The organism is Spirosoma aerophilum, from assembly GCF_054782495.1.
This window is the reverse complement of the sequence record NZ_BAAGSJ010000009.1, coordinates 694,390-713,450: the sequence shown is the minus strand read 5'-3', so window position 1 is coordinate 713,450 and position 19,061 is coordinate 694,390. Positions and strand designations below refer to the sequence as shown.

Below are 19,061 nucleotides of genomic sequence, written 5' to 3'. Positions count from 1 at the left end.
ATATTGGCCTCAATTCCATTATTAAGCTTCGTCCGTTACGCAGCCTTCACTTGCTGATTTTACGTTACGGATGTATTTGCCTAACACCCCTTTTGTAAATCGGGGAGCCGATTGTTTCCATTCGCTTTTGCGCTGCGCCATTTCTTCATCCGAAATGTGCAGGATCAATTCGCGGGTGGTGGCGTCGATGGTAATGCGGTCGCCATCGTGTACCAGCGCAATCGGTCCACCGTCGAAAGCCTCGGGTGTTACGTGTCCTACCACAAAGCCGTGGGTACCGCCCGAGAAGCGACCATCGGTAATTAAAGCTACTTTATCGCCAAGGCCCGCGCCCATGATGGCTGAGGTTGGTTTGAGCATTTCACTCATGCCCGGTCCACCTTTGGGCCCTGCGTTCCGAATCACGATCACCTGACCGGGTAAAATTTCGCCCTTCTGCAGCGCGTCGATCACTTCGCCTTCGTGCTCACAGACTTTTGCCGTCCCATCGAAACGTAGCCCTTCTTTACCCGTAATCTTGGCAACCGAGCCGGTTGGCGAGAGGTTACCCCGCATGATCTGAATATGGCCGGTTGGCTTGATCGGGTTGCTCAACGGCCGGACAATATGCTGTTTGTCAAAATCCAGATCAGGTGCATCAGCCAGATTCTCGGCTACTGTTTTACCGGTCACCGTCATACAATCGCCGTGCAGCATGCCGTTCTGGTAGAGGTATTTCATTACCGCCGGTACGCCCCCGATTTCGAGCATGTCCTCCATGTAATATTTACCACTTGGCTTCAGATCGGCCAGGAACGGAACCCGGTCGCTGATCGCCTGAATTTCGTCGAGGGTTAGCTCAATATCAGCTGCCCGAGCAATGGCCAGGTAGTGCAGTACGGCATTGGTAGAGCCACCCAGTGCCATAACGATCGTTAGTGCGTTTTCGAGCGATTTACGGGTGATAATATCGGCGGGGGTGATGTTGCGTTCGAGAAGGATGCGCATAGCCGCCCCGATTTTCTTACACTCTTCCTGCTTGCCCTCGTGGGTAGCGGGGTAGCTGCTGCTGAAAGGCAGACTCAGGCCCATCGCTTCAATGCTGCTGGCCATGGTGTTCGCCGTATACATACCGCCACAGGCACCCGCACCCGGGATGGAGTTTTTGATTACACCTTCGTAATCTTCGTCGGAGATGTTGCCTGCGTATTTTTTGCCCAGCGCTTCAAACGCCGAAACGATGTCTAATTTCTGTCCTTTATAATGACCCGAACGAATGGTGCCCCCGTAGACCATAATGCCCGGACGGTCAAGACGAGCCATGGCCATAACCGCACCCGGCATGTTTTTATCGCAACCAACCACCGTAACCACGGCATCGTACCACTGGGCCGCAACCACCGACTCGATCGAATCGGCAATTAAATCCCGACTGGGGAGCGAGTAGCGCATGCCGTCGTTGCCATTGGTCATGCCATCCGATACACCGATTGTATTAAAGATCAAGCCGACCAGTCCGTTTGCCTGAATACCCTGCTTCACATAAACGGACAGTCCGTTTAGGTGCATGTTGCAGGTGTTTCCCTCATAACCCGTGCTGGCAATTCCAATCTGGGGCTTCTGCATGTCTTCTTCACTCAGACCAACGCCATAGAGCATGGCTTTTGCGGCTGGATTACTGATCTCCTGAGTGAGGGTGCGACTGAAACGATTCAATTCGGTGGTAGGCTGCTCGGTAATCATATTTAACATTTAGCGAAATTTCGCTGATAGTGTAATAACGCCGTAAATTTCGTTCATGTTTGCCGAAAAGGCAAGAAAAAAGAGATTATTTGTTCGGTAGAATCGGCCTGTATTAATTTTGAGGTATGACAACTGAAACGGCTTCCCATTACGACCATCTGGAGCAAATGTCGGTCCACGACTTGCTGATAAATATCAATAAAGAAGATAAGACCGTACCGCTGGCGGTTGAGCAGGCGATTCCGCAAATTGAAGCGCTGGTGGCGCAAATTGTGACCCGTATGCGGCAAGGTGGCCGACTGATCTATATTGGTGCCGGTACGAGTGGTCGATTAGGCGTTGTGGATGCGTCGGAATGCCCGCCCACCTACGGCGTTCCCCATGATCTGGTTATTGGTCTGATGGCCGGTGGCGATGGAGCCATTCGCAAAGCCGTTGAATTTGCGGAAGACGATGCTGAACAAGCCTGGAAAGACATCGCGCCGTATCAACCCGACGAACACGATACCGTAATTGGCATTGCCGCGTCTGGTCGAACGCCTTACGTAATCGGCGGTTTGAACGAAGCCCGGAAAGCGGGGCTTTTAACGGGTTGTGTGGTTTGCAATGCGGGTTCTGCGGTGGCGCAGGCCGCTGAGTTTCCGGTGGAGGTGGTTACGGGGCCGGAGTTCGTTACGGGCAGTACGCGTATGAAGGCAGGAACTGCTCAGAAACTTGTACTGAATATGATTTCAACCTCGGTCATGATTCAGTTAGGGCGTGTAAAGGGCAATAAGATGGTCGATATGCAGCTAACGAACATTAAGCTGCAGGATCGGGCCGCCAAGATGGTCATGAGCGAAATTGGCGTCGACCGGGCGCAGGCTGAAGCGTTGTTGGCCCAGTTTGGCAATGTACGTGGCGCTATTGAGGGGTTTACACAAGCCAAGTGATACAGGTCGTAAATAGGCTGGCGCGAGCATTGGCTAAGAATGAAGCGAAATACCGGTTCGGCCGGGCCGCTCCTTAATCTGCCCGAGCTTGGTCAGGAGCTTACCCGTTTCGGCCAAACAGCGAACCAGGGAAAAGCAACCGACCGTCGGAATGGCTTTGGCCGCTAACAACGGTTGGGTGTGCTGATCGAGTGCCAGATGCCAGCCAGGCTGTTTAGTGTCGGGGAAGTGCTGGAAGGTGTAGTCGTGAATGCGCTTGAACCACTTCAGGCAGTCGGGATGGCGCGTGTGTTCATACCCTTTCAGGAGAGCAGACAGCGCTTCGAGCTGCACCCAGGCCCATTTCTGATGCCAATCGGGAAAAATGGGCACCTGCTGTTTTATGTCGACATACTGATCCAAACCGGCATGAGATTCGTCCCACGCCTGTTCGCACAGGCGCAGACACCAGTTGACAACCTGCATGGCTAAGCGACGATTGTTACTAACTACGCCTGTTTTTACCGAAGCGTTTTCGGTATAGAAATCAAATAGGTAGCCGGCCGTTTGAAAAGAGCACCCGACATTTATTCGCCGGCCTTCGGGCGTGTTGATGAAGCCTCCTTCGGGTAGGATAAACTCGCGAAGCGTATCGGTACGCCGGTCCATGAATTCGTGCAGAATATCCTGCAAGGCTCCGTCAATGTGCTGTTTCCAGACATCCTCGGCCAGTAGCGGCTGCACATCCAGCACCATTTTAAGAAAAGTCGCTGCTTCACTCAGGTGCCGAACCTGCCGAACGCCACCCAGTGTAGTAATCTGCTCAGCCCGAATGGTGTCCCGGCGCTGGAGTAAAGTATTCAAACTTTGCTTGGCCAGCATAGCCCATTCATCCTGCCGGGTGGCCTGGTGAAGCTGAGCATAGGCCATAATAACGTAACAGTCTGATATGAAGTCCGTCGATTGGGAAACGGGGCGGCCACGTCGGTCGAGTTGCGCGTAGCAGGCAAGTGTGTCCTGGTGGGCAAACTGACTGAGAAATGCGGCACCGTGTTGGGCCTGTTCGAGCCAGGCAGGTTGCCCGTCGAGCATGTTATAAAGCCAGGCGAATGACCATACCTGCTGGGCATGCAAACTGACAAACTTATCGCCATCAATGGGTGCGCCTATGTCGGACAGAAGGTCAAAATAACCTCCGCACCGCTCATCACGGCTGTTTTTGAGCCAGAAAGGCACAACTTGCCTGAGCAGGGCCTGCTGATAGGCAGCGGAGAGTTTCTGAAAATCGAGCACGGTATAAAGATAGGAACGCGGATGGAACAGATGGAGCCGGTACGCCGGAGCGGATCAAAACGGATTTATATTTATTTATCCGTGTAAACCCGCTCCGTCTGTTCCATCCGCGTTCTTATTCCCTGGGTCAATAAACTTTTTCTACTTCGCGGGACTCTTTGTCTTCGGGAAGGATAAACTTCATCGGCTTACCCACTTTGCCGGGTAACAAGGCGATTTCGAGCACCTGGTCGACCGTGTCGGCGTAATGGAAAACCAGATCTTTTATGTAAGACTGATTGATCTCTTCTATATCCTTGCGGTTCTTCGAGCAAAGAATAAGTTCTTTGATGCCAGCCCGATTGGCCGCCAGAATTTTCTCTTTGATACCACCCACGGGCAGCACTTTACCCCGCAGGGTAACCTCGCCGGTCATGGCCAGGTAAGGCTTCACTTTCCGCTGGGTGTAGATCGAGGTCATCGACGTGAGCATGGTGATACCCGCCGATGGACCATCTTTAGGAACGGCCCCCGCCGGAATATGGATGTGGAGATCGTAATGACTGAATATGCGGTAGTCGATACCCAGATCATCGGCATGTGCCTTCAGGTAGGAGAGGGCCGTAATGGCCGATTCCTTCATCACATCGCCAAGCTGGCCTGACAAGGTAAGTACCCCTTTACCACGGCTCAGACTGGATTCGATCAACAGAATTTCGCCCCCTACCTGTGTCCAGGCCAGACCGGTAACGATACCGGCAATATCATCATCGGCATACAACTCTTTGTCAAAGATCTCGGCCCCGAGCATTTTAGGGATATCGGCCACTTTAATAGTGTGGTTATATTCCTCCTCCATGGCAATGGACTTGGCAATCTTGCGGATCAGTGCCCCGATTTTCTGCTCCAGATTCCGAACGCCCGACTCTCGGGTGTACCCTTCAATGATACGAAGAACCGCTTTGTCTTCGAACGCCAGGTCTTTCGGTTTAAGACCGTGATCCCGGCGCTGTTTTGGAATCAGGTATTTCTTGGCAATCTGTACTTTTTCCTCCACGGTATACCCCGCAATGTCGATGATCTCCATCCGGTCGCGCAGGGCAGGGTGAATGGTATCGAGCGAGTTGGCTGTGGCAATGAATAACACCCGCGAGAGATCGAATTCGGTTTCCAGGTAGTTGTCCATGAACGTTGCATTTTGTTCAGGGTCCAGTACTTCGAGTAAAGCTGAGGAGGGGTCTCCCCGGAAATCCGAGCTCACCTTATCAATTTCATCCAGAATGAACACCGGATTGGCGGTACCGCATTTACGGATATTCTGAATGATCTTACCCGGCATAGCGCCAATATAGGTTTTCCGGTGCCCGCGAATTTCAGCTTCGTCGTGTACACCACCCAGCGCCATTCGGCTGTATTTACGTCCCAGCGCTTTGGCAACCGATTTTCCCAGTGAGGTTTTACCCACACCCGGAGGACCGTAGAGGCACAAAATCGGGGCTTTCATATCATTCTTCAGCTTCAGAACGGCCAGGTATTCGATAATCCGTTCTTTTACTTTTTCGAGCCCGAAGTGGTCGGTATCCAGAATTTTCTGGGCGCGTTTCAGGTCAAAGTTGTCTTTCGTGTATTCGTTCCAGGGCAGGTCGACCATTAACTCAACGTAGTTCATGGTTACCGGGTATTCCGGTGCCATGGGGTTGATACGCTGTAGTTTATTAACCTCCTTGTCGAAGTGGGCGCGTACGTCGGCAGGCCATTTTTTGCGATCCGCTTTGATGCGCAGTTCATCAATTTCCCGATCCGGATTCTCCATGCCCAGTTCGTCCTGAAGAACCTTCATTTGCTGGCGCAGGTAATAATCGCGCTGCTGCTGATCGAGGTCTGAGGATGCTTTGGACTGGATCTCGCGTTTCAGTTCGAGTAACTGAACCTCCCGAAGCATGAATTCAAGCAGCAGATTAGCTTGCTGGCTTCCTTCGAGGGTTTCCAGAAGCCGCTGTTTATCGGCTACATCGGCGTTCACGTTGGAGGATAGAAAGTGCAGTAGGAAGGATGGACTTTCTATATTATCCAGGGCAATACGGGCTTCCTGAGGAATTTCCGGGTTAAGTCGCAGCATTTTGTTAGCCGCGTCTTTCACCGATTGAAGAAGGGCCTTTCCTTCTTTCTTGTTGACGTTGGTGAACGAGTCGTCGATCTGGCGAACCTGTGCCGTCATGAAAGGCTCCTCCTGGGTAATCTGCTGAACTTCAAAACGCTTTTTCCCCTGAATGATGATCGTAATATTCCCATCGGGAAGCGTGATCATCTTGATGATATAGGCCACCGTGCCGAAGCGGTATAGATCGTCGGCTGTGGGTTCATCTTTTTGCTGATTCAGCTGTGCGACAACGCCAATGATCCGGTTGCCTTTATATGCCTTTTTAACTAATCGTATTGACTTAGACCGGCCGACCGTAACCGGAATGACCATGCCTGGGAACAAAACAGTGTTACGAACAGGCAGGATCGGTAGGTTGGCTGGTAACTCGTAATCATCATCTAACCCCTCTGGCGACCCAAGCGGTACAATCTCTAAATTGTCCGAATCGAAATCGGTCATCAGCAAGCGGGTAGCTAAATCGTGGTCTGAATGCATAAGTACACTGCCAGTGTGGCAGCATTGAATATTTGGTGCCTGAAATAAAGGAAAGGCAAGGAAAATGAGGTATTTGCAAGGTCCGTGCCAGTACGCTTGCTAAGACGAAATGACGGACTAATCGTTACAACTACAAAATTAACGAATAAGGGCGCTTGGTGACCTAAAAATTTATTAATCGACTGAAATGTCCTGAATCGGCTGTGTTTTACGGAAGACAAATGTTTTTTTGTGACCCTGATACTGAATGTTAACCATATTTACCTGATCATCAAATAATTCCATGAGCACGTTCTGTTTCAGGGAACCTCCCCGAAATGGTTCGCTAAAGGGCATTTCCAGGTAAATCCAGTGAGCGTCTGCTTCTACTTCGTATCCGACATATTTAATAGCCTTCGTTTGCTTTTGGGGCGTAGTGTAAAAAAAGTGTGACTGAACGTATTTTTCAATTAATAAATCATTTTTAGCGGGGCCATTCAAATTCACTTTGCTCCTGGAGGCCTCGGTGAGCGCTTTTTCAAAATCATCGGTAAAAATCCGCATACTGATTTCAAAGACCCGCTCTTTGGGATCATACTGCATCTGCGTTACGCTGGCGTGAAATTCATGTATCGGTCGACTCGCCGATAGTAGGCCAATAATAACAAAAAGAAAACAACTCCGAAACAGTGAATTAACCATAGATGAATACCAGGAAGAGGACTGATAGAGCTCGGGAGAAGTTCCTTTTAGCTCTACAAATCCTCTTCTATCTTCGTGCTAAACGGATGCTAGAATACAGCTTTAAGAACGTCGTTAAAGATAGCAAATGCCATCAATGCAAGCAGAATCACCATACCCACTTTCTGGGCTCCCTCCAGAAAACGATCCGAAGGCTTGCGGCCCGAAATAATTTCGTAGCCCAGTATGGTAGCATGACCACCATCCAGCGCCGGAATGGGCAACGCATTCATGAACGCAAGGGCCATTGATAGCAGACCCGTAACGGTCCAGAAACGATCCCACACCCAAACACCGCCAAACAGATTCTGAGCAATACCGATGGGGCCGCTCAGCGCTTTAGAGGCAGATACCTCCCCCCTGAAAATCTTGCCGAACCCTTTAATGTTATCAAATACAACCTGGAAGGCCCGCTTGGTACCAACACTCAGGGCTTCACCGAAAGTATACTCCTGTGTAGTCAGCTTTAGCAGTGATTCCCGATAAAAACCGACAGTTCCCTCCGGCGTCGTGGTCATCTGAATCGTAAGCGGAGCGCCATTTCGATTGATGCCCAGCGTTATCTGTTTATTCTTAAGCGATTTCATGGTTTCGACGAACTCATGATAATACTGGATAGGCTTGCCATTCACGCTGGTGATCAGATCGCCTTTCTGCAAACCCGCTTTCACAGCTGGCTGCCCGGGTACCAGGTCGCCTACTTTAAAGGGTTCAATGGGTGCCACGAAGGGTTCGGAAGCTCCTCCCTTGCTGTCGATCAGTTTATCCGCAAAATCGTTGGGAATGAAAATGTCAACAAGCTTGCCGTTTCGGTCAACCGTATACGAGCTGTTGTTACCCAGCAAAACATCGGAACTGCGGATGTCATTAAAATCCGTAATGGTTTTCCCATTGACCTTCACAATCTTGTCGCCAGTTTGCAGGCCGATACTTTTAGCCAGATCGTAGGCAACAATACCGTATTTGGCATCCTGAGCAGCCAGATAGGTATTGCCGTTTTTGTAGGATATGATCACGAAGATCAGAATGCCCACAATGACGTTCACGATGATACCGCCTAGCATGACGATAAGCCGCTGCCAGGCTGGCTTGGCTCTGAATTCATAAGGCTGAGGCTCGGTATTGGTATGGGTCGTGTCGAGCGATTCGTCGATCATCCCCGAAATTTTCACAAAACCGCCCAGCGGAATAGCGCCGATACCGTACTCCGTTTCACCACGCTTAATGCTCCAGACCTTAGGCGGAAATCCAATAAAATACTGCTCTACCCGCATACCAAATGCCTTGGCAGCTAACAGGTGTCCTAATTCGTGTAATCCAACTAAAATGGATAAGCCCAGAATGAGCTGACCCGCCATTATTAAAATTTCCATGTATGCAGAGCCGCGACCGCGGACCGTTGTGTTAAGACTGATTTGAGGTTATACAATTTTTACTAATTACGACTCTTGATGGCGCAAAGTAAGCTATGCTTGCCAGGATGTCTGCAAAAAGCTGAATCTATTGAGTCGTGTGATAATAAACGTTAAGAAGGATTGATACTGTACAAACAGCTAAACCAATGTTTTAATTCTCTCCGTAGCGATTCGGCGAGCTTCTTCGTCCGTGGAAACGTAGTCGTCGTAGGTTGGGTTCTCCACAAAGGTCGTTTTGGCCAGACACAGGTCAATGATTTCTGAAATCTCCAAAAAGCTAACCTGATCGTGCAGAAAAGCATCGACCGCTACCTCGTTGGCTGCGTTGATCATGCAGGGGGCATTGCCGCCCTGTTTCAGCGCATCGAAGGCAAGCTGAAGGTTCCGGAAGGTTTTCAGATCGGGTTGCTCAAACGTAAGCGACGGGAAATCCATGAAGTTGAAGCGGGGGAAATCGGACTTGAGCCGGTCGGGATACCCCAGCGCGAACTGAATCGGCAGGCGCATGTCGGGCAAGCCCATCTGGGCTTTAAGGCTTCCATCTTCAAACTGCACCAGCGAATGGATAATGCTCTGCGGGTGCACGATCACATCGATCTGCTCGGCGGTAAGGCCAAACAACCATTTTGCTTCAATAACCTCCAACCCTTTATTCATTAGGGTCGCGGAGTCGATGGTGATTTTAGCGCCCATCGTCCAGTTCGGGTGCTTGAGGGCCTGCGCCTTCGTAACCGTCGCCAGAAACTCCGATGTTTTACCCCGGAAAGGCCCTCCCGACGCCGTCAGGATGATTTTCTCGATCGGGTTATGAAATTCGCCCACCAAGCACTGGAAAATGGCGGAATGTTCTGAATCGACCGGATAGATATTGACGCCTTTTTGAGCCGCCAGCCGGGTAATGAGTTCGCCTGCCACAACAAGCGTTTCTTTGTTGGCCAGGGCAATGGACTTCCCGGCTTCGATGGCTTTGATGGTGGGCAGCAACCCGGCATAGCCAACCATGGCCGTCAGCACCATGTCGATGGTGTCCATCTGCACGACCGACGCAATAGCTTTGGCACCCGCATAGACTTTAATACCCAGTGGGTCGAGGGCGGCAAACACCTGATCGTAGCGAGCTTCGTTGCAGATAACCACCACATTGGGTTTCAGATCAACGGCCTGCTCAATGAGCAATTCAGCATTGTTATTGGTGGTCAGCACCTCGACCTGAAACCGGTCGGGGTGCGATTTTATCACGTCGACAGCCTGGGTTCCAATGGAGCCCGTCGAGCCGAGGATAGCGATATGGCGTTTTTTTATGTCAGTCATTTAGTTTTTCGCGCAGGTATTGAATGTGCTGGTAGTAAGGCGAATCTAAGGCCCTGATTAACATTTGATCGTCGTAAACTATCTTGTCAATCATGGCAACCAGAACATCTTTTAAATTAGGTAAGTTGATTTTAATTACATCCCAGACTCGCTCATGGTCAATCCCTCTGTAATCATGCGCCAAGTAATTACGCATTCCTGACATGTTTTTCCAAGGTATATCCTGAAACTCTTTTTTTAGATCGGCTTCGACCTTTCTAGATTCTTCCCCTATAACAAGCAGGAGTGCCCAGATAGCATTAAAATCCCTTTGGTCTTTTGTCCAGGCTAATTCTTCTGCATTGGAATAATCTTTAGCATAAATGGAAATTTTCTCAATGCATTCGAGCATTGTAAAAATATAAACCAGGTTGTCGTCATTGTACATAGATCACATCCTTCTCCATTTTATACTCTATAAAAGGGTTCATAAATCGACGGTCGACCAGATCTATTTTTCTATGTAAACGGCGTCGTAGAATTCTGTAAAATCGTTCTTTTTCGGTCCACGGTAAGGTTCGGCCCTTTTCTAAAGAGTATACCAAATCAATATCACTTTTCTCCGTCTCTTCGTTTCGGGCGAAACTGCCGTATAAGCCAATACGCTCGATGCCGAACTCCTTCCGAAGGCGGTCGCGATTGGCCCGTAGGGTTTCCAGAATGTATTCCTGATTAACGGCTACTTTTTCCATTGTCTACACCGTTTGCCCTGTCTGCAATAACCCCTCTGCTAGTTTTCGATCATTGGCCAGTCGGGGCACTTTGTTTTGCCCCCCTAACTTGCCCTGCGATTTCATGTACTGCTGAAAGGCCCCGCGTGATAGACTCGTTAGTTTTAGCGGTTGCAAGATAGAGCCCGTAATCAGATCATCATAATATACGTTCAACTGCGTCAGGCGGTTGTCGATGTCGCGGGCAAAAGCTACTGTATCGTGTGGGGGGGTAGCAAACTCGACCAGCCACTCATGATAGGGCAACCCTTCTTTGGGGCTTACCATAGGCGCCACCGTAAACTCGACCACTTCCGTTTCGGGGTGTTTCTGCATGGCAAATTGCAACGCCTTCTCCACTTCCTCGCCAATGACGTGCTCGCCGAAAGCCGAAATGAAGTGTTTGATGCGCCCGGTCACCAGCAGTCGATACGGCTCCCGCGAAACAAACTTGACCGTGTCGCCCAGAGAGTAGCCCCACAGACCTGCATTGTTATTGATAATGACGGCGTAGTTTTTGCCTAATTCAACTTCGTCAATGGTCAACCGGCGCGGGTTTTCGCTGAAGTACTCGTCGGCCGCAATGAATTCAAAAAAGATACCACTGTCAACCAGCAGCAGTAAGCCCTCTTCGGTCTGGCTGTCCTGAAAGGCGATGAAACCCTCCGACGCCGGGTATGTTTCGATCGAGTCGATCCGTTTGCCGATGCTGTCGAACAGTTTGGCGCGGTAGGGTTCAAAGTTGACGCCCCCATACACGAACACTGAGAAATCAGGGAAAACATCTTTTATGAGTTTACCCGTCCGCTCCTGAATCCGGTCGAAGTACATCTGCACCCAGGGCGGGATACCCGAGATCAGGGACATGGGTTGCGTTATGGTCTCGTCGATGATGCGTTCCAGCTTGGTTTCCCAATCCTCAATCACGTTAGTCTCGTAGCTGGGCATCTGGTTGGTACGCAGATAGCCCGGCACGTGGTGGTTGGCGATGCCCGAAAGCCGCCCGATGTTGATGCCTGCTTTTTGGGTGAGCTCGGGGCTGCCCGATAAAAAAATTAATTTTTTATCCAGAAACGCGCCGTTTCCCGTTTCATTAATATAATTCAACAGGGCGTCGCGGGCCGAATTGATATGGTTTGGAATGGAATCCTGGGTAATCGGAATGTACTTTGTGCCGGAGGTAGTGCCCGATGTTTTGGCGAAATACAGGGGTTTTCCTGGCCACAGAACGTCGGTTCCACCGCTTAAAATCTGCTCGATGTAAGGCTTCAGATCTTCATAATCACGAACCGGAACGGCCTGCCGAAACTCGGCAATGGTGTTTACGTCCCTGAGGTGATGATCTTTCCCAAAAACGGTTGTCCGACCTCCTTCCATCAATCGCTGAAACCAGCGATGCTGGGCCTCGGCGGGCCGATACATCCAGGCTTGCTGACGTTCTACAATAAACTTGGCTAATGGCTTACTTACAACCGAACGAATTCCCATAATAACACAAAGGTAGTGGGTAATGAATAATGTATCATGCGGAATCAATAACCAGAGGCTCACGGCCTTGATTAAACATTATCCGTCCTTCATTCTACATTATCCATTTTATTCTCTTGAATTATCTATATTTTTGCACACTTTTCAATAAAACAGTATTTGTAATAAGGCGTTCAGCGCCAACCTATAATGGGACTTTTCAATTTTTTAACCAGCGACATTGCTATTGACCTGGGCACGGCGAATACCTTGATCATTCACAAGGATCGGATTGTGGTGGATGAGCCTTCGATTATTGCAATGGACAAAGTCAGCGGCAAGGTGCTGGCCATTGGTCATAAGGCCATGCAAATGCACGAAAAGACCAACGAAAACATCAAGACCATTCGTCCATTGAAAGACGGCGTTATTGCCGACTTCACTGCCGCCGAATTAATGATTCGGGGCATGATCAAGATGATCGATACGGGCAGTAAGCTGTTTTCGCCTTCGCACCGGATGGTTATTTGTATTCCGTCGGGTATTACGGAGGTAGAGAAGCGGGCCGTTAAGGACTCTGCCGAACACGCTGGTGCCAAGGAAGTATATATGGTGCATGAACCGATTGCTGCGGCCATCGGGATCGGTATCGATATAACACAACCCAACGGAACCATGATCGTCGACATCGGCGGGGGAACGACCGAAATTGCGGTTATCGCCCTGTCGGGGATTGTCTGCGAACAGTCGATCCGTATTGCCGGTGATGTATTCACCCGCGATATTGTCGACTACATGCGTCGGGAGCACAACCTGCTCATTGGCGAACGGTCGGCCGAGCAGATCAAAATGGAAGTGGGTTCGGCATTGCCCGAACTCGACAACCCACCCGCTGACTACGAAATTCGTGGCCGTGATTTGATGACGGGTATCCCGAAGGAAATCAAGGTTACGTACAGTGAGATTGCGTATGCGCTCGATAAATCCATCTCGAAAATTGAAGAGGCCACGATGAAGGCCCTCGAAATTTCGCCACCGGAATTATCCGCCGATATTTATACCAACGGTATTCACCTGACGGGTGGCGGTGCACTGCTGCACGGCCTCGACAAACGTCTGGGTGCCAAAACCAAGTTGCCGATCCACGTAGCTGATGACCCGCTCAAGGCGGTTGTAAAAGGTACCGGCGAGGTGATCAAAAACCTGGAAATGTACCGGTCTGTATTAATTAGTTAATGTAATGCCGGGCCAAAGACCCGGCTGTATAGAGTTAGTAATACAGCCGGGCCTTTGGCCCGGCATTACTTTATATGGGAGAGTTAGTCGATTTTTTTGTTCGAAGTCGAAACTTCATTTTGTTCGTATTGCTGGAAGTACTGTGCTTTTACTTCATCATCAATACGAGCAATTACTGGAGTGCTACGTACTTCAACACGTCCAATCGGTATGCCGCTCAGGTGCTTGCCCTATCGAACGCAGCTAACGAATATGCCAGTCTTCGACAAGTTAATTCCGATCTGGCACTGGAAAATCAACGGCTCAACGCCCAACTGACCAAACTGCTTCAAAGCAAGCCCGCAGCCCCGGCGGAGTATCGGGCCGATTCCGCCTTTGCCGATCGGTTTAAATTCACGGTAGCCAAGGTCGTTGATAACACAACGCAATTTGCCAATAACTACATCACGATCGACAAAGGAACCGATGATGGCATTCGGCCAGGCATGGGCGTTATCTCGCCAACGGGAGTAGTTGGGAAAGTGAAGGCCTGCAATCGACATTTTTCGGTTGTAACGTCCATTCTTCATTCCGAATTTCTGGTGTCGTCGAAACTGATGAAGGCCAATGATATTGGTACGGCCCGGTGGGATGGAGGAGATCCGCATCTTATCAAACTGAATGATATTTCGCGGTATAAGCCTGTCAGCAAAGGAGACTCAGTGGTTACCTCAGAATTTAACTCAACATTTCCGCCGGGTATTCTGGTTGGGCGTGTGCGTTCCGTTGGGGTACAGCCAAATATGACATTCCACGATATTACGCTTAATCTGGCGACAAATTTTAGTAACCTTTCGTTTATCTACGTTGTCGAAAACCGTCTTCAAGCCGAGCAGGAGCAGCTAGAGAAACAAATTGAAAATGAGAAATAGTCGGTAAGTCGGTAAGTCAGTAAGTGGCTGACGCCAGATCAACGCATGCGTCAGCCACTTACTGACTTATCGACTATCTACTTACTGAATTATAAAATGACCCTGCGCGAAATACTGAATACGTCGCTTTTGTTTTTGTTGTACCTGATTCTGCAAATTTTGCTGGTGCGAAATCTGGTTTTGTTCGACTATGCATTCTGCTTTATCTATATAGCCTGTATTCTGCTTTTGCCTAACGAAATCAGTCTGACGTGGCTGCTGGTGATTGCTTTCGTGACGGGAATTATTGTCGATACGTTTTACAATACGTTGGGTATGCATGCGGCTGCCTCGGTACTCATGGCGTATTGCCGCCCATTAATTGTTCGCTCTCAAATCGACGTGCCCGGCCTGGAAACACGTATTGAGTTTTCGTTGCGGGAACTGGGTGTTGGCGCTTTTTTTCGGTACGTATTGATACTGACGCTCATTCACCACACAGCTTTGTTTTTTATCGAAGCCAGCAGCCTGACGCTCATCATTCCAACCCTTATCCGAGTAGTAGCCAGTACGTTATTCACAACGGTTAGCATCGTGTTAATTCAGTTCTTTACCAGAAATTAAGCCATGGCTGAAACACTCATTCTTCCTGAAACATCAGATCGGCAGGCTATTTACGATAGTCTGATTCCGCAGATAGCCGCCCTCGTAGCGGGTGAGCCGGACCTGATTGCCAATCTGGCCAATATCACGGCCGCTCTGAAAGAAGCGTTTGGCTTTTTCTGGGTTGGTTTTTATCTCAAAAAAGAAAATCAATTGGTGCTGGGTCCCTTTCAAGGGCCAATTGCCTGTACCCGAATTGCTTTCGATAAAGGTGTTTGCGGAGCCGCTTACACCCGGCAGGAAACCATTGTCGTACCCGACGTTGACCAGTTTCCGGAACATATTGCCTGTAGCTCGGCCTCAAAATCGGAAGTCGTGGTGCCGGTCTTTGATCGGGATGGCAACGTGACCATGGTGCTGGACGTGGATAGCGACCGGCTGAACGATTTTAGTGAGGTCGACGCGAAACAACTGGAGAGGATTGCTGGCCTGATTATGACCTTCTAGAACGAGTTTTTGTTTGCTTGAATGCCCTATACCGCAGAGGGCTATCTAACATAAAATTTGTTAAGAAGTCGTTAAATCCCTGGCAAAGCTTAAACCCCAGACCCTATTCTTGATCTTAGGTTCACAGTTAAACGAATCGTGAACCATGTTTAAGAAAATCGCTTTGAGTGGGCTACTGCTTACTCTGTTTTCATTCTCTTTATTTGCCCAACAAACAACTACGCCTGACTCACCGACGCAGGACAACATGCGCCGTATGGGCAGGAATCGGTCTATGCAGCGTCAGATGGGCGATCCGGTTACCCGCGCCAGAAAAATGACCGACCGCATGACACAGTCTCTGGGCCTCGATCAGGCTACTTCGCAGAAAGTGTATGATATCACGCTGGCCCGTACGCAGAAAGTGAACGATATTCAGGCAAGTTCGGATGATAACAAGGCTAAACAGCAGGCATTGAAAGCAAATGCCGATGAGTATAAGGCTAACCTGAAACGTATTTTGACGCCCGACCAGTTTGCCAAACTCGATGCCATGAAAGACCGGATGAAACACGGTCGCCGGGGGAGCGATGGTGGTAGCGACGGCCAGAAGTAGCCGTATAAGTGCCTTTAAAAAAGAAAGTTACCCGATAGATGATTATACAATATCGATCAGGTAACTTTCTTTTTTGTAAGTAGAAGAGGTCTTGTCTGCGTTATTTGCAGTAAAGTTTAGCTAGTCATGGCTTTTTCCATAAACTCTAGCACTACTGTCATGGCATCCCCCCTTTCACGTCGACTATTTTTGAAACAGGCCTCGCTGGCAGGCGCAACCGGTGTTGCTGTTCCAACACTGCTGTCGGCTACGCCCTATAAAAAGGCGGCAGAATCAGCTACAATCGGCCACAACGGCTTTCAATACAAAGTTGTGCCGGGCTGGGGTGTTTTGGATGCAGGCAAAAACCCCGTCAATGACTGCCACGAAATGGTGCAGGATGCCAAAGGACGCATCATCCTGCTGACCAACGAGACAAAAAATAACATCCTGATCTACGACAAATCAGGTAAACTGCTCGAAACCTGGGGGCACAGCTACCCTGGCGGACACGGATTGACCCTGGGAGGGGAAGGTAACGAGCAGTATTTACTGATCTGCGATACCGACCGTAATCAGGTGATCAAAACCGACCTGAAAGGCAAGGAATTGATGAAGCTGGACTACCCACGGGAAACCGGCAAATACGACTATCCTTCGCAGTTCAAACCGACCGAAACGGCCATTAATCCCGCTAATGGGGATATTTATGTGGTCGATGGGTACGGCTTGAACTACGTTACGCAGTACGATAAAAACGGTAAGCTCATCCGGCAATGGGGGGGCAAAGGCGATACGAACGAAACCTTCGACTGCTGCCACGGCATTACGGTAGACCGTCGGGTAGCGGCCAACCCAACCCTCCTGGTCACCGACCGGCGGCACAATGCGCTGAAGCGGTTCTCGCTCGATGGCAAATACCAGTCGACCATTGCGCTGCCCGGCTCCTACATCTGCCGACCGGTCATTCGGGGTGAGAATATCTACGGGGCCGTGTTCCGGAGCACATCCGACTCGTATCCTGATTCGGGGTATATTCAAATTCTGGACAAGAACGACAAAGTTATTTCCACACCCGGCGGCTCGGCACCAACCTATCAGGATGGCAAGCTGGCCGAGCAGCGTAAAGACCGCACGAATTCGCCGTTTCTACATCCGCACGATGTGCTGGTGGATGAGGACGATAGTATTTATGTGGCACAGTGGGCGTCGAAAAAAACATATCCTATTAAATTAGAGCGCGTTGCCTGATAGTCTGGCCTGATCTATGAGCGAGTTGATTTTATTGCAAGCGAATCCATCTTCCCCATCCGACTGGGTCTTGTTCTGGGGGCATTTTCACCCACTCATTGTTCACCTGCCCATTGGTTTTTTACTGATTGCCGGTCTGCTCGAAATCGACCGTCTGACCCGGCGCAATTCCGTTAGTCCGCATACCATTACGCTGATTCTGTTCTGGTCGGCGGTCAGTGCTACCATGGCCTGTGTATTTGGCTATATGTTATCGCTGGGTGGCGGCTATGAAAAAGAGACTCTGAACGACCACATGTGGGAAGGCATTGGCGTGGCTGTATTTGCCTGGCTGGCCTGGTCGGTAAAGTCCGAGAATCTGGGCCGAATCTTCTCCTTTGCCCAACTCATGTATCTGCCTGCGCTTGGAATCGCGTTGGTGTTGTTGCTGGCGGCTGGTCATCAGGGGGGTAATTTGACCCATGGCTCCGACTACCTGACGCAGTACATGCCGGGTCCCCTTCGGGCCATTGCTGGTGTAGAGCCGAAAGTCAAAGTGTTGAAGGTGGAGCCTATTACCGATGTCAATCAGGCGATGGTCTATCAGCAAATCGTGAACCCAATTTTGCACAGTCGGTGCGTGCAATGTCATAACGCCGACAAGTCAAAAGGTGGGCTGCGGCTGGATTCGCCCGAAATGATCAAGAAAGGCTATGAAGATGGGCCGGTATTTGTGGCTGGCAACAGCAAATCGAGCGAGTTAGTGAAAGTATGCCTCTTACCCGAAGACGACGACCTTCACATGCCGCCAAAAGGGAAAACCCAGTTAAAAGAAAGCGATATTGCCCTGCTTACCTGGTGGATTGATCAGGGTGCTCCCTTCGACAAGAAAGTTTCTGATTTAAAAGTCAACGACGCCATTCGCCCGGTGCTGGCGTCCTTAGGCGGTGGTGGCCCGGTCGAAACAGGGGCTGCGACGGTGGCTGCCGGTCCAGCTCCCGAGTCGCCGGTGTTGACCATGAAAGTGCCAGCGGCTGATTCGAAGGTCATTGACGAATTGAAAAAGCTGAATCTGCTGGTGTTGCCCCTCTCAAAAGAGCAGAACCAGCTGGAAGTGAGTGCAGTAAACGCCCGCACATTCAATGATGCGCAGGCGGCTGAGTTACCGAAACTGAGCAATCAGATTGTGTGGCTAAAGTTGGGTGACACGGAGATTTCTGACGCGGCACTAGCGCAGGTGGCCAAACTGAAGAATCTGCAAAAACTCCATTTGGAAGAAACGAAGGTGACCGACGCCGGTCTGAAACAACTGAAGGGACTCGCGTATCTGGAATACCTGAATCTATATGGCACGGCCATCACTGATGCCGGACTTGCTGAACTGGCTGAGCTGAAGAACCTCAAAACGGTCTATCTCTGGCAAACGAAAGTAACTGAGCAGGGCATCGCGAAGTTAAAAACGGCTATGCCAAAAATAGAGGTGATCGGGGGTATCAGCGAGCAAGCCGTCGCCGATTTTGTGAAAGTGGCGGAGCCTAAAACTGGGGACACTAAGAAGTAAAAAATGCATTTGACAATAATAGAAGCCCGCTCACAAGGTGAGCGGGCTTCTATTATTTAATATAGGGACTTTCCGTTTTGCCGGGTTTTTGTTTTTGTGCTGGACTATGGAATGCCAGCCCCGATAAACTATGACCCACGATATGGAGTCGGACCCTCGAACCCAAACATAGCCTTCATTTGCATCACTTACCTTTTGGTGACTTAAAGGCAAAATAGTCCATCATCAAGATAAGATAGTACGATTTTTACGTAC

At 49.9% G+C, this 19,061-nt stretch carries 17 protein-coding genes; 8 read left to right on the top strand and 9 right to left on the bottom strand.

From position 1 onward, the window contains the following. Positions 1–21: 21 nt before the first annotated feature. Complete coding sequence (gene ilvD, locus ACYVK4_RS10640) at positions 22–1,722, bottom strand: dihydroxy-acid dehydratase (RefSeq protein ID WP_461127474.1); 1,701 nt, start codon at positions 1,720–1,722, stop codon at positions 22–24. A gap of 125 nt (positions 1,723–1,847) precedes the next feature. On the opposite strand from ilvD, the gene murQ reads away from it, so the two are divergent. Then, positions 1,848–2,654 carry an N-acetylmuramic acid 6-phosphate etherase gene (gene murQ, locus ACYVK4_RS10635; RefSeq protein ID WP_461127473.1) on the top strand — a complete coding sequence of 269 codons (807 nt, stop codon included), beginning with the start codon at positions 1,848–1,850 and terminating at the stop codon, positions 2,652–2,654. A 33-nt stretch (positions 2,655–2,687) separates the two neighbouring features. Here the strand turns inward: murQ and ACYVK4_RS10630 are convergent, their stop codons facing one another. The 8 genes from ACYVK4_RS10630 to ACYVK4_RS10595 all read right to left on the bottom strand — a co-directional run bounded on the left by ACYVK4_RS10630 (position 2,688) and on the right by ACYVK4_RS10595 (position 12,226). After that, on the bottom strand, positions 2,688–3,926 hold the full coding sequence (locus ACYVK4_RS10630; RefSeq protein ID WP_461127472.1) for an AGE family epimerase/isomerase: 1,239 nt from the start codon (positions 3,924–3,926) through the stop codon (positions 2,688–2,690). 127 nt (positions 3,927–4,053) lie between these two features. Further along, positions 4,054–6,543 carry an endopeptidase La gene (lon, locus tag ACYVK4_RS10625; RefSeq protein WP_461127471.1) on the bottom strand — a complete coding sequence of 830 codons (2,490 nt, stop codon included), beginning with the start codon at positions 6,541–6,543 and terminating at the stop codon, positions 4,054–4,056. 174 nt (positions 6,544–6,717) lie between these two features. Then, entirely contained in the window at positions 6,718–7,224 is a 507-nt protein-coding gene (locus ACYVK4_RS10620) for a DUF6702 family protein (protein ID WP_461127470.1), read from the bottom strand. 89 nt (positions 7,225–7,313) lie between these two features. Beyond that, positions 7,314–8,636, bottom strand: a complete 1,323-nt coding sequence (rseP, locus tag ACYVK4_RS10615) for an RIP metalloprotease RseP (protein ID WP_461127469.1) — start codon at positions 8,634–8,636, stop codon at positions 7,314–7,316. A gap of 180 nt (positions 8,637–8,816) precedes the next feature. Beyond that, the gene (locus ACYVK4_RS10610; RefSeq protein WP_461127468.1) at positions 8,817–9,989 is read right to left on the bottom strand and encodes a 1-deoxy-D-xylulose-5-phosphate reductoisomerase; all 1,173 of its coding nucleotides are present in this window, start codon (positions 9,987–9,989) and stop codon (positions 8,817–8,819) included. Continuing rightward, positions 9,982–10,380: a HepT-like ribonuclease domain-containing protein gene (locus ACYVK4_RS10605; RefSeq protein WP_461127467.1), complete on the bottom strand. Its 399-nt coding sequence runs from the start codon at positions 10,378–10,380 to the stop codon at positions 9,982–9,984. The genes ACYVK4_RS10610 and ACYVK4_RS10605 overlap by 8 nt, the downstream gene beginning before the upstream one ends. Before the next feature lie 25 nt (positions 10,381–10,405). After that, positions 10,406–10,720, bottom strand: a complete 315-nt coding sequence (locus tag ACYVK4_RS10600; protein WP_461127466.1) for a nucleotidyltransferase family protein — start codon at positions 10,718–10,720, stop codon at positions 10,406–10,408. A 3-nt stretch (positions 10,721–10,723) separates the two neighbouring features. After that, positions 10,724–12,226: a GH3 auxin-responsive promoter family protein gene (locus ACYVK4_RS10595; RefSeq protein ID WP_461127465.1), complete on the bottom strand. Its 1,503-nt coding sequence runs from the start codon at positions 12,224–12,226 to the stop codon at positions 10,724–10,726. 189 nt (positions 12,227–12,415) lie between these two features. Between ACYVK4_RS10595 and ACYVK4_RS10590 the strand changes: the two genes are divergently transcribed. The 7 genes from ACYVK4_RS10590 to ACYVK4_RS10560 all read left to right on the top strand — a co-directional run bounded on the left by ACYVK4_RS10590 (position 12,416) and on the right by ACYVK4_RS10560 (position 18,806). After that, a complete protein-coding gene (locus ACYVK4_RS10590) occupies positions 12,416–13,441 on the top strand; it encodes a rod shape-determining protein (protein ID WP_018619308.1) in 1,026 nt (341 codons plus the stop codon). Between the two features lie 74 nt (positions 13,442–13,515). Further along, entirely contained in the window at positions 13,516–14,352 is an 837-nt protein-coding gene (gene mreC / locus ACYVK4_RS10585) for a rod shape-determining protein MreC (RefSeq protein ID WP_461127464.1), read from the top strand. 96 nt (positions 14,353–14,448) lie between these two features. Beyond that, on the top strand, positions 14,449–14,955 hold the full coding sequence (locus ACYVK4_RS10580) for a hypothetical protein (protein WP_461127511.1): 507 nt from the start codon (positions 14,449–14,451) through the stop codon (positions 14,953–14,955). A 3-nt stretch (positions 14,956–14,958) separates the two neighbouring features. Then, a complete protein-coding gene (locus tag ACYVK4_RS10575) occupies positions 14,959–15,441 on the top strand; it encodes a GAF domain-containing protein (protein WP_461127463.1) in 483 nt (160 codons plus the stop codon). Positions 15,442–15,586: 145 nt separating this feature from the next. Then, the gene (locus ACYVK4_RS10570; protein WP_461127462.1) at positions 15,587–16,036 is read left to right on the top strand and encodes a DUF4890 domain-containing protein; all 450 of its coding nucleotides are present in this window, start codon (positions 15,587–15,589) and stop codon (positions 16,034–16,036) included. 159 nt (positions 16,037–16,195) lie between these two features. Further along, positions 16,196–17,266 carry an NHL repeat-containing protein gene (locus ACYVK4_RS10565; RefSeq protein ID WP_461127461.1) on the top strand — a complete coding sequence of 357 codons (1,071 nt, stop codon included), beginning with the start codon at positions 16,196–16,198 and terminating at the stop codon, positions 17,264–17,266. Positions 17,267–17,282: 16 nt separating this feature from the next. Continuing rightward, on the top strand, positions 17,283–18,806 hold the full coding sequence (locus ACYVK4_RS10560) for a c-type cytochrome domain-containing protein (protein ID WP_461127460.1): 1,524 nt from the start codon (positions 17,283–17,285) through the stop codon (positions 18,804–18,806). Positions 18,807–19,061 lie beyond the last annotated feature (255 nt).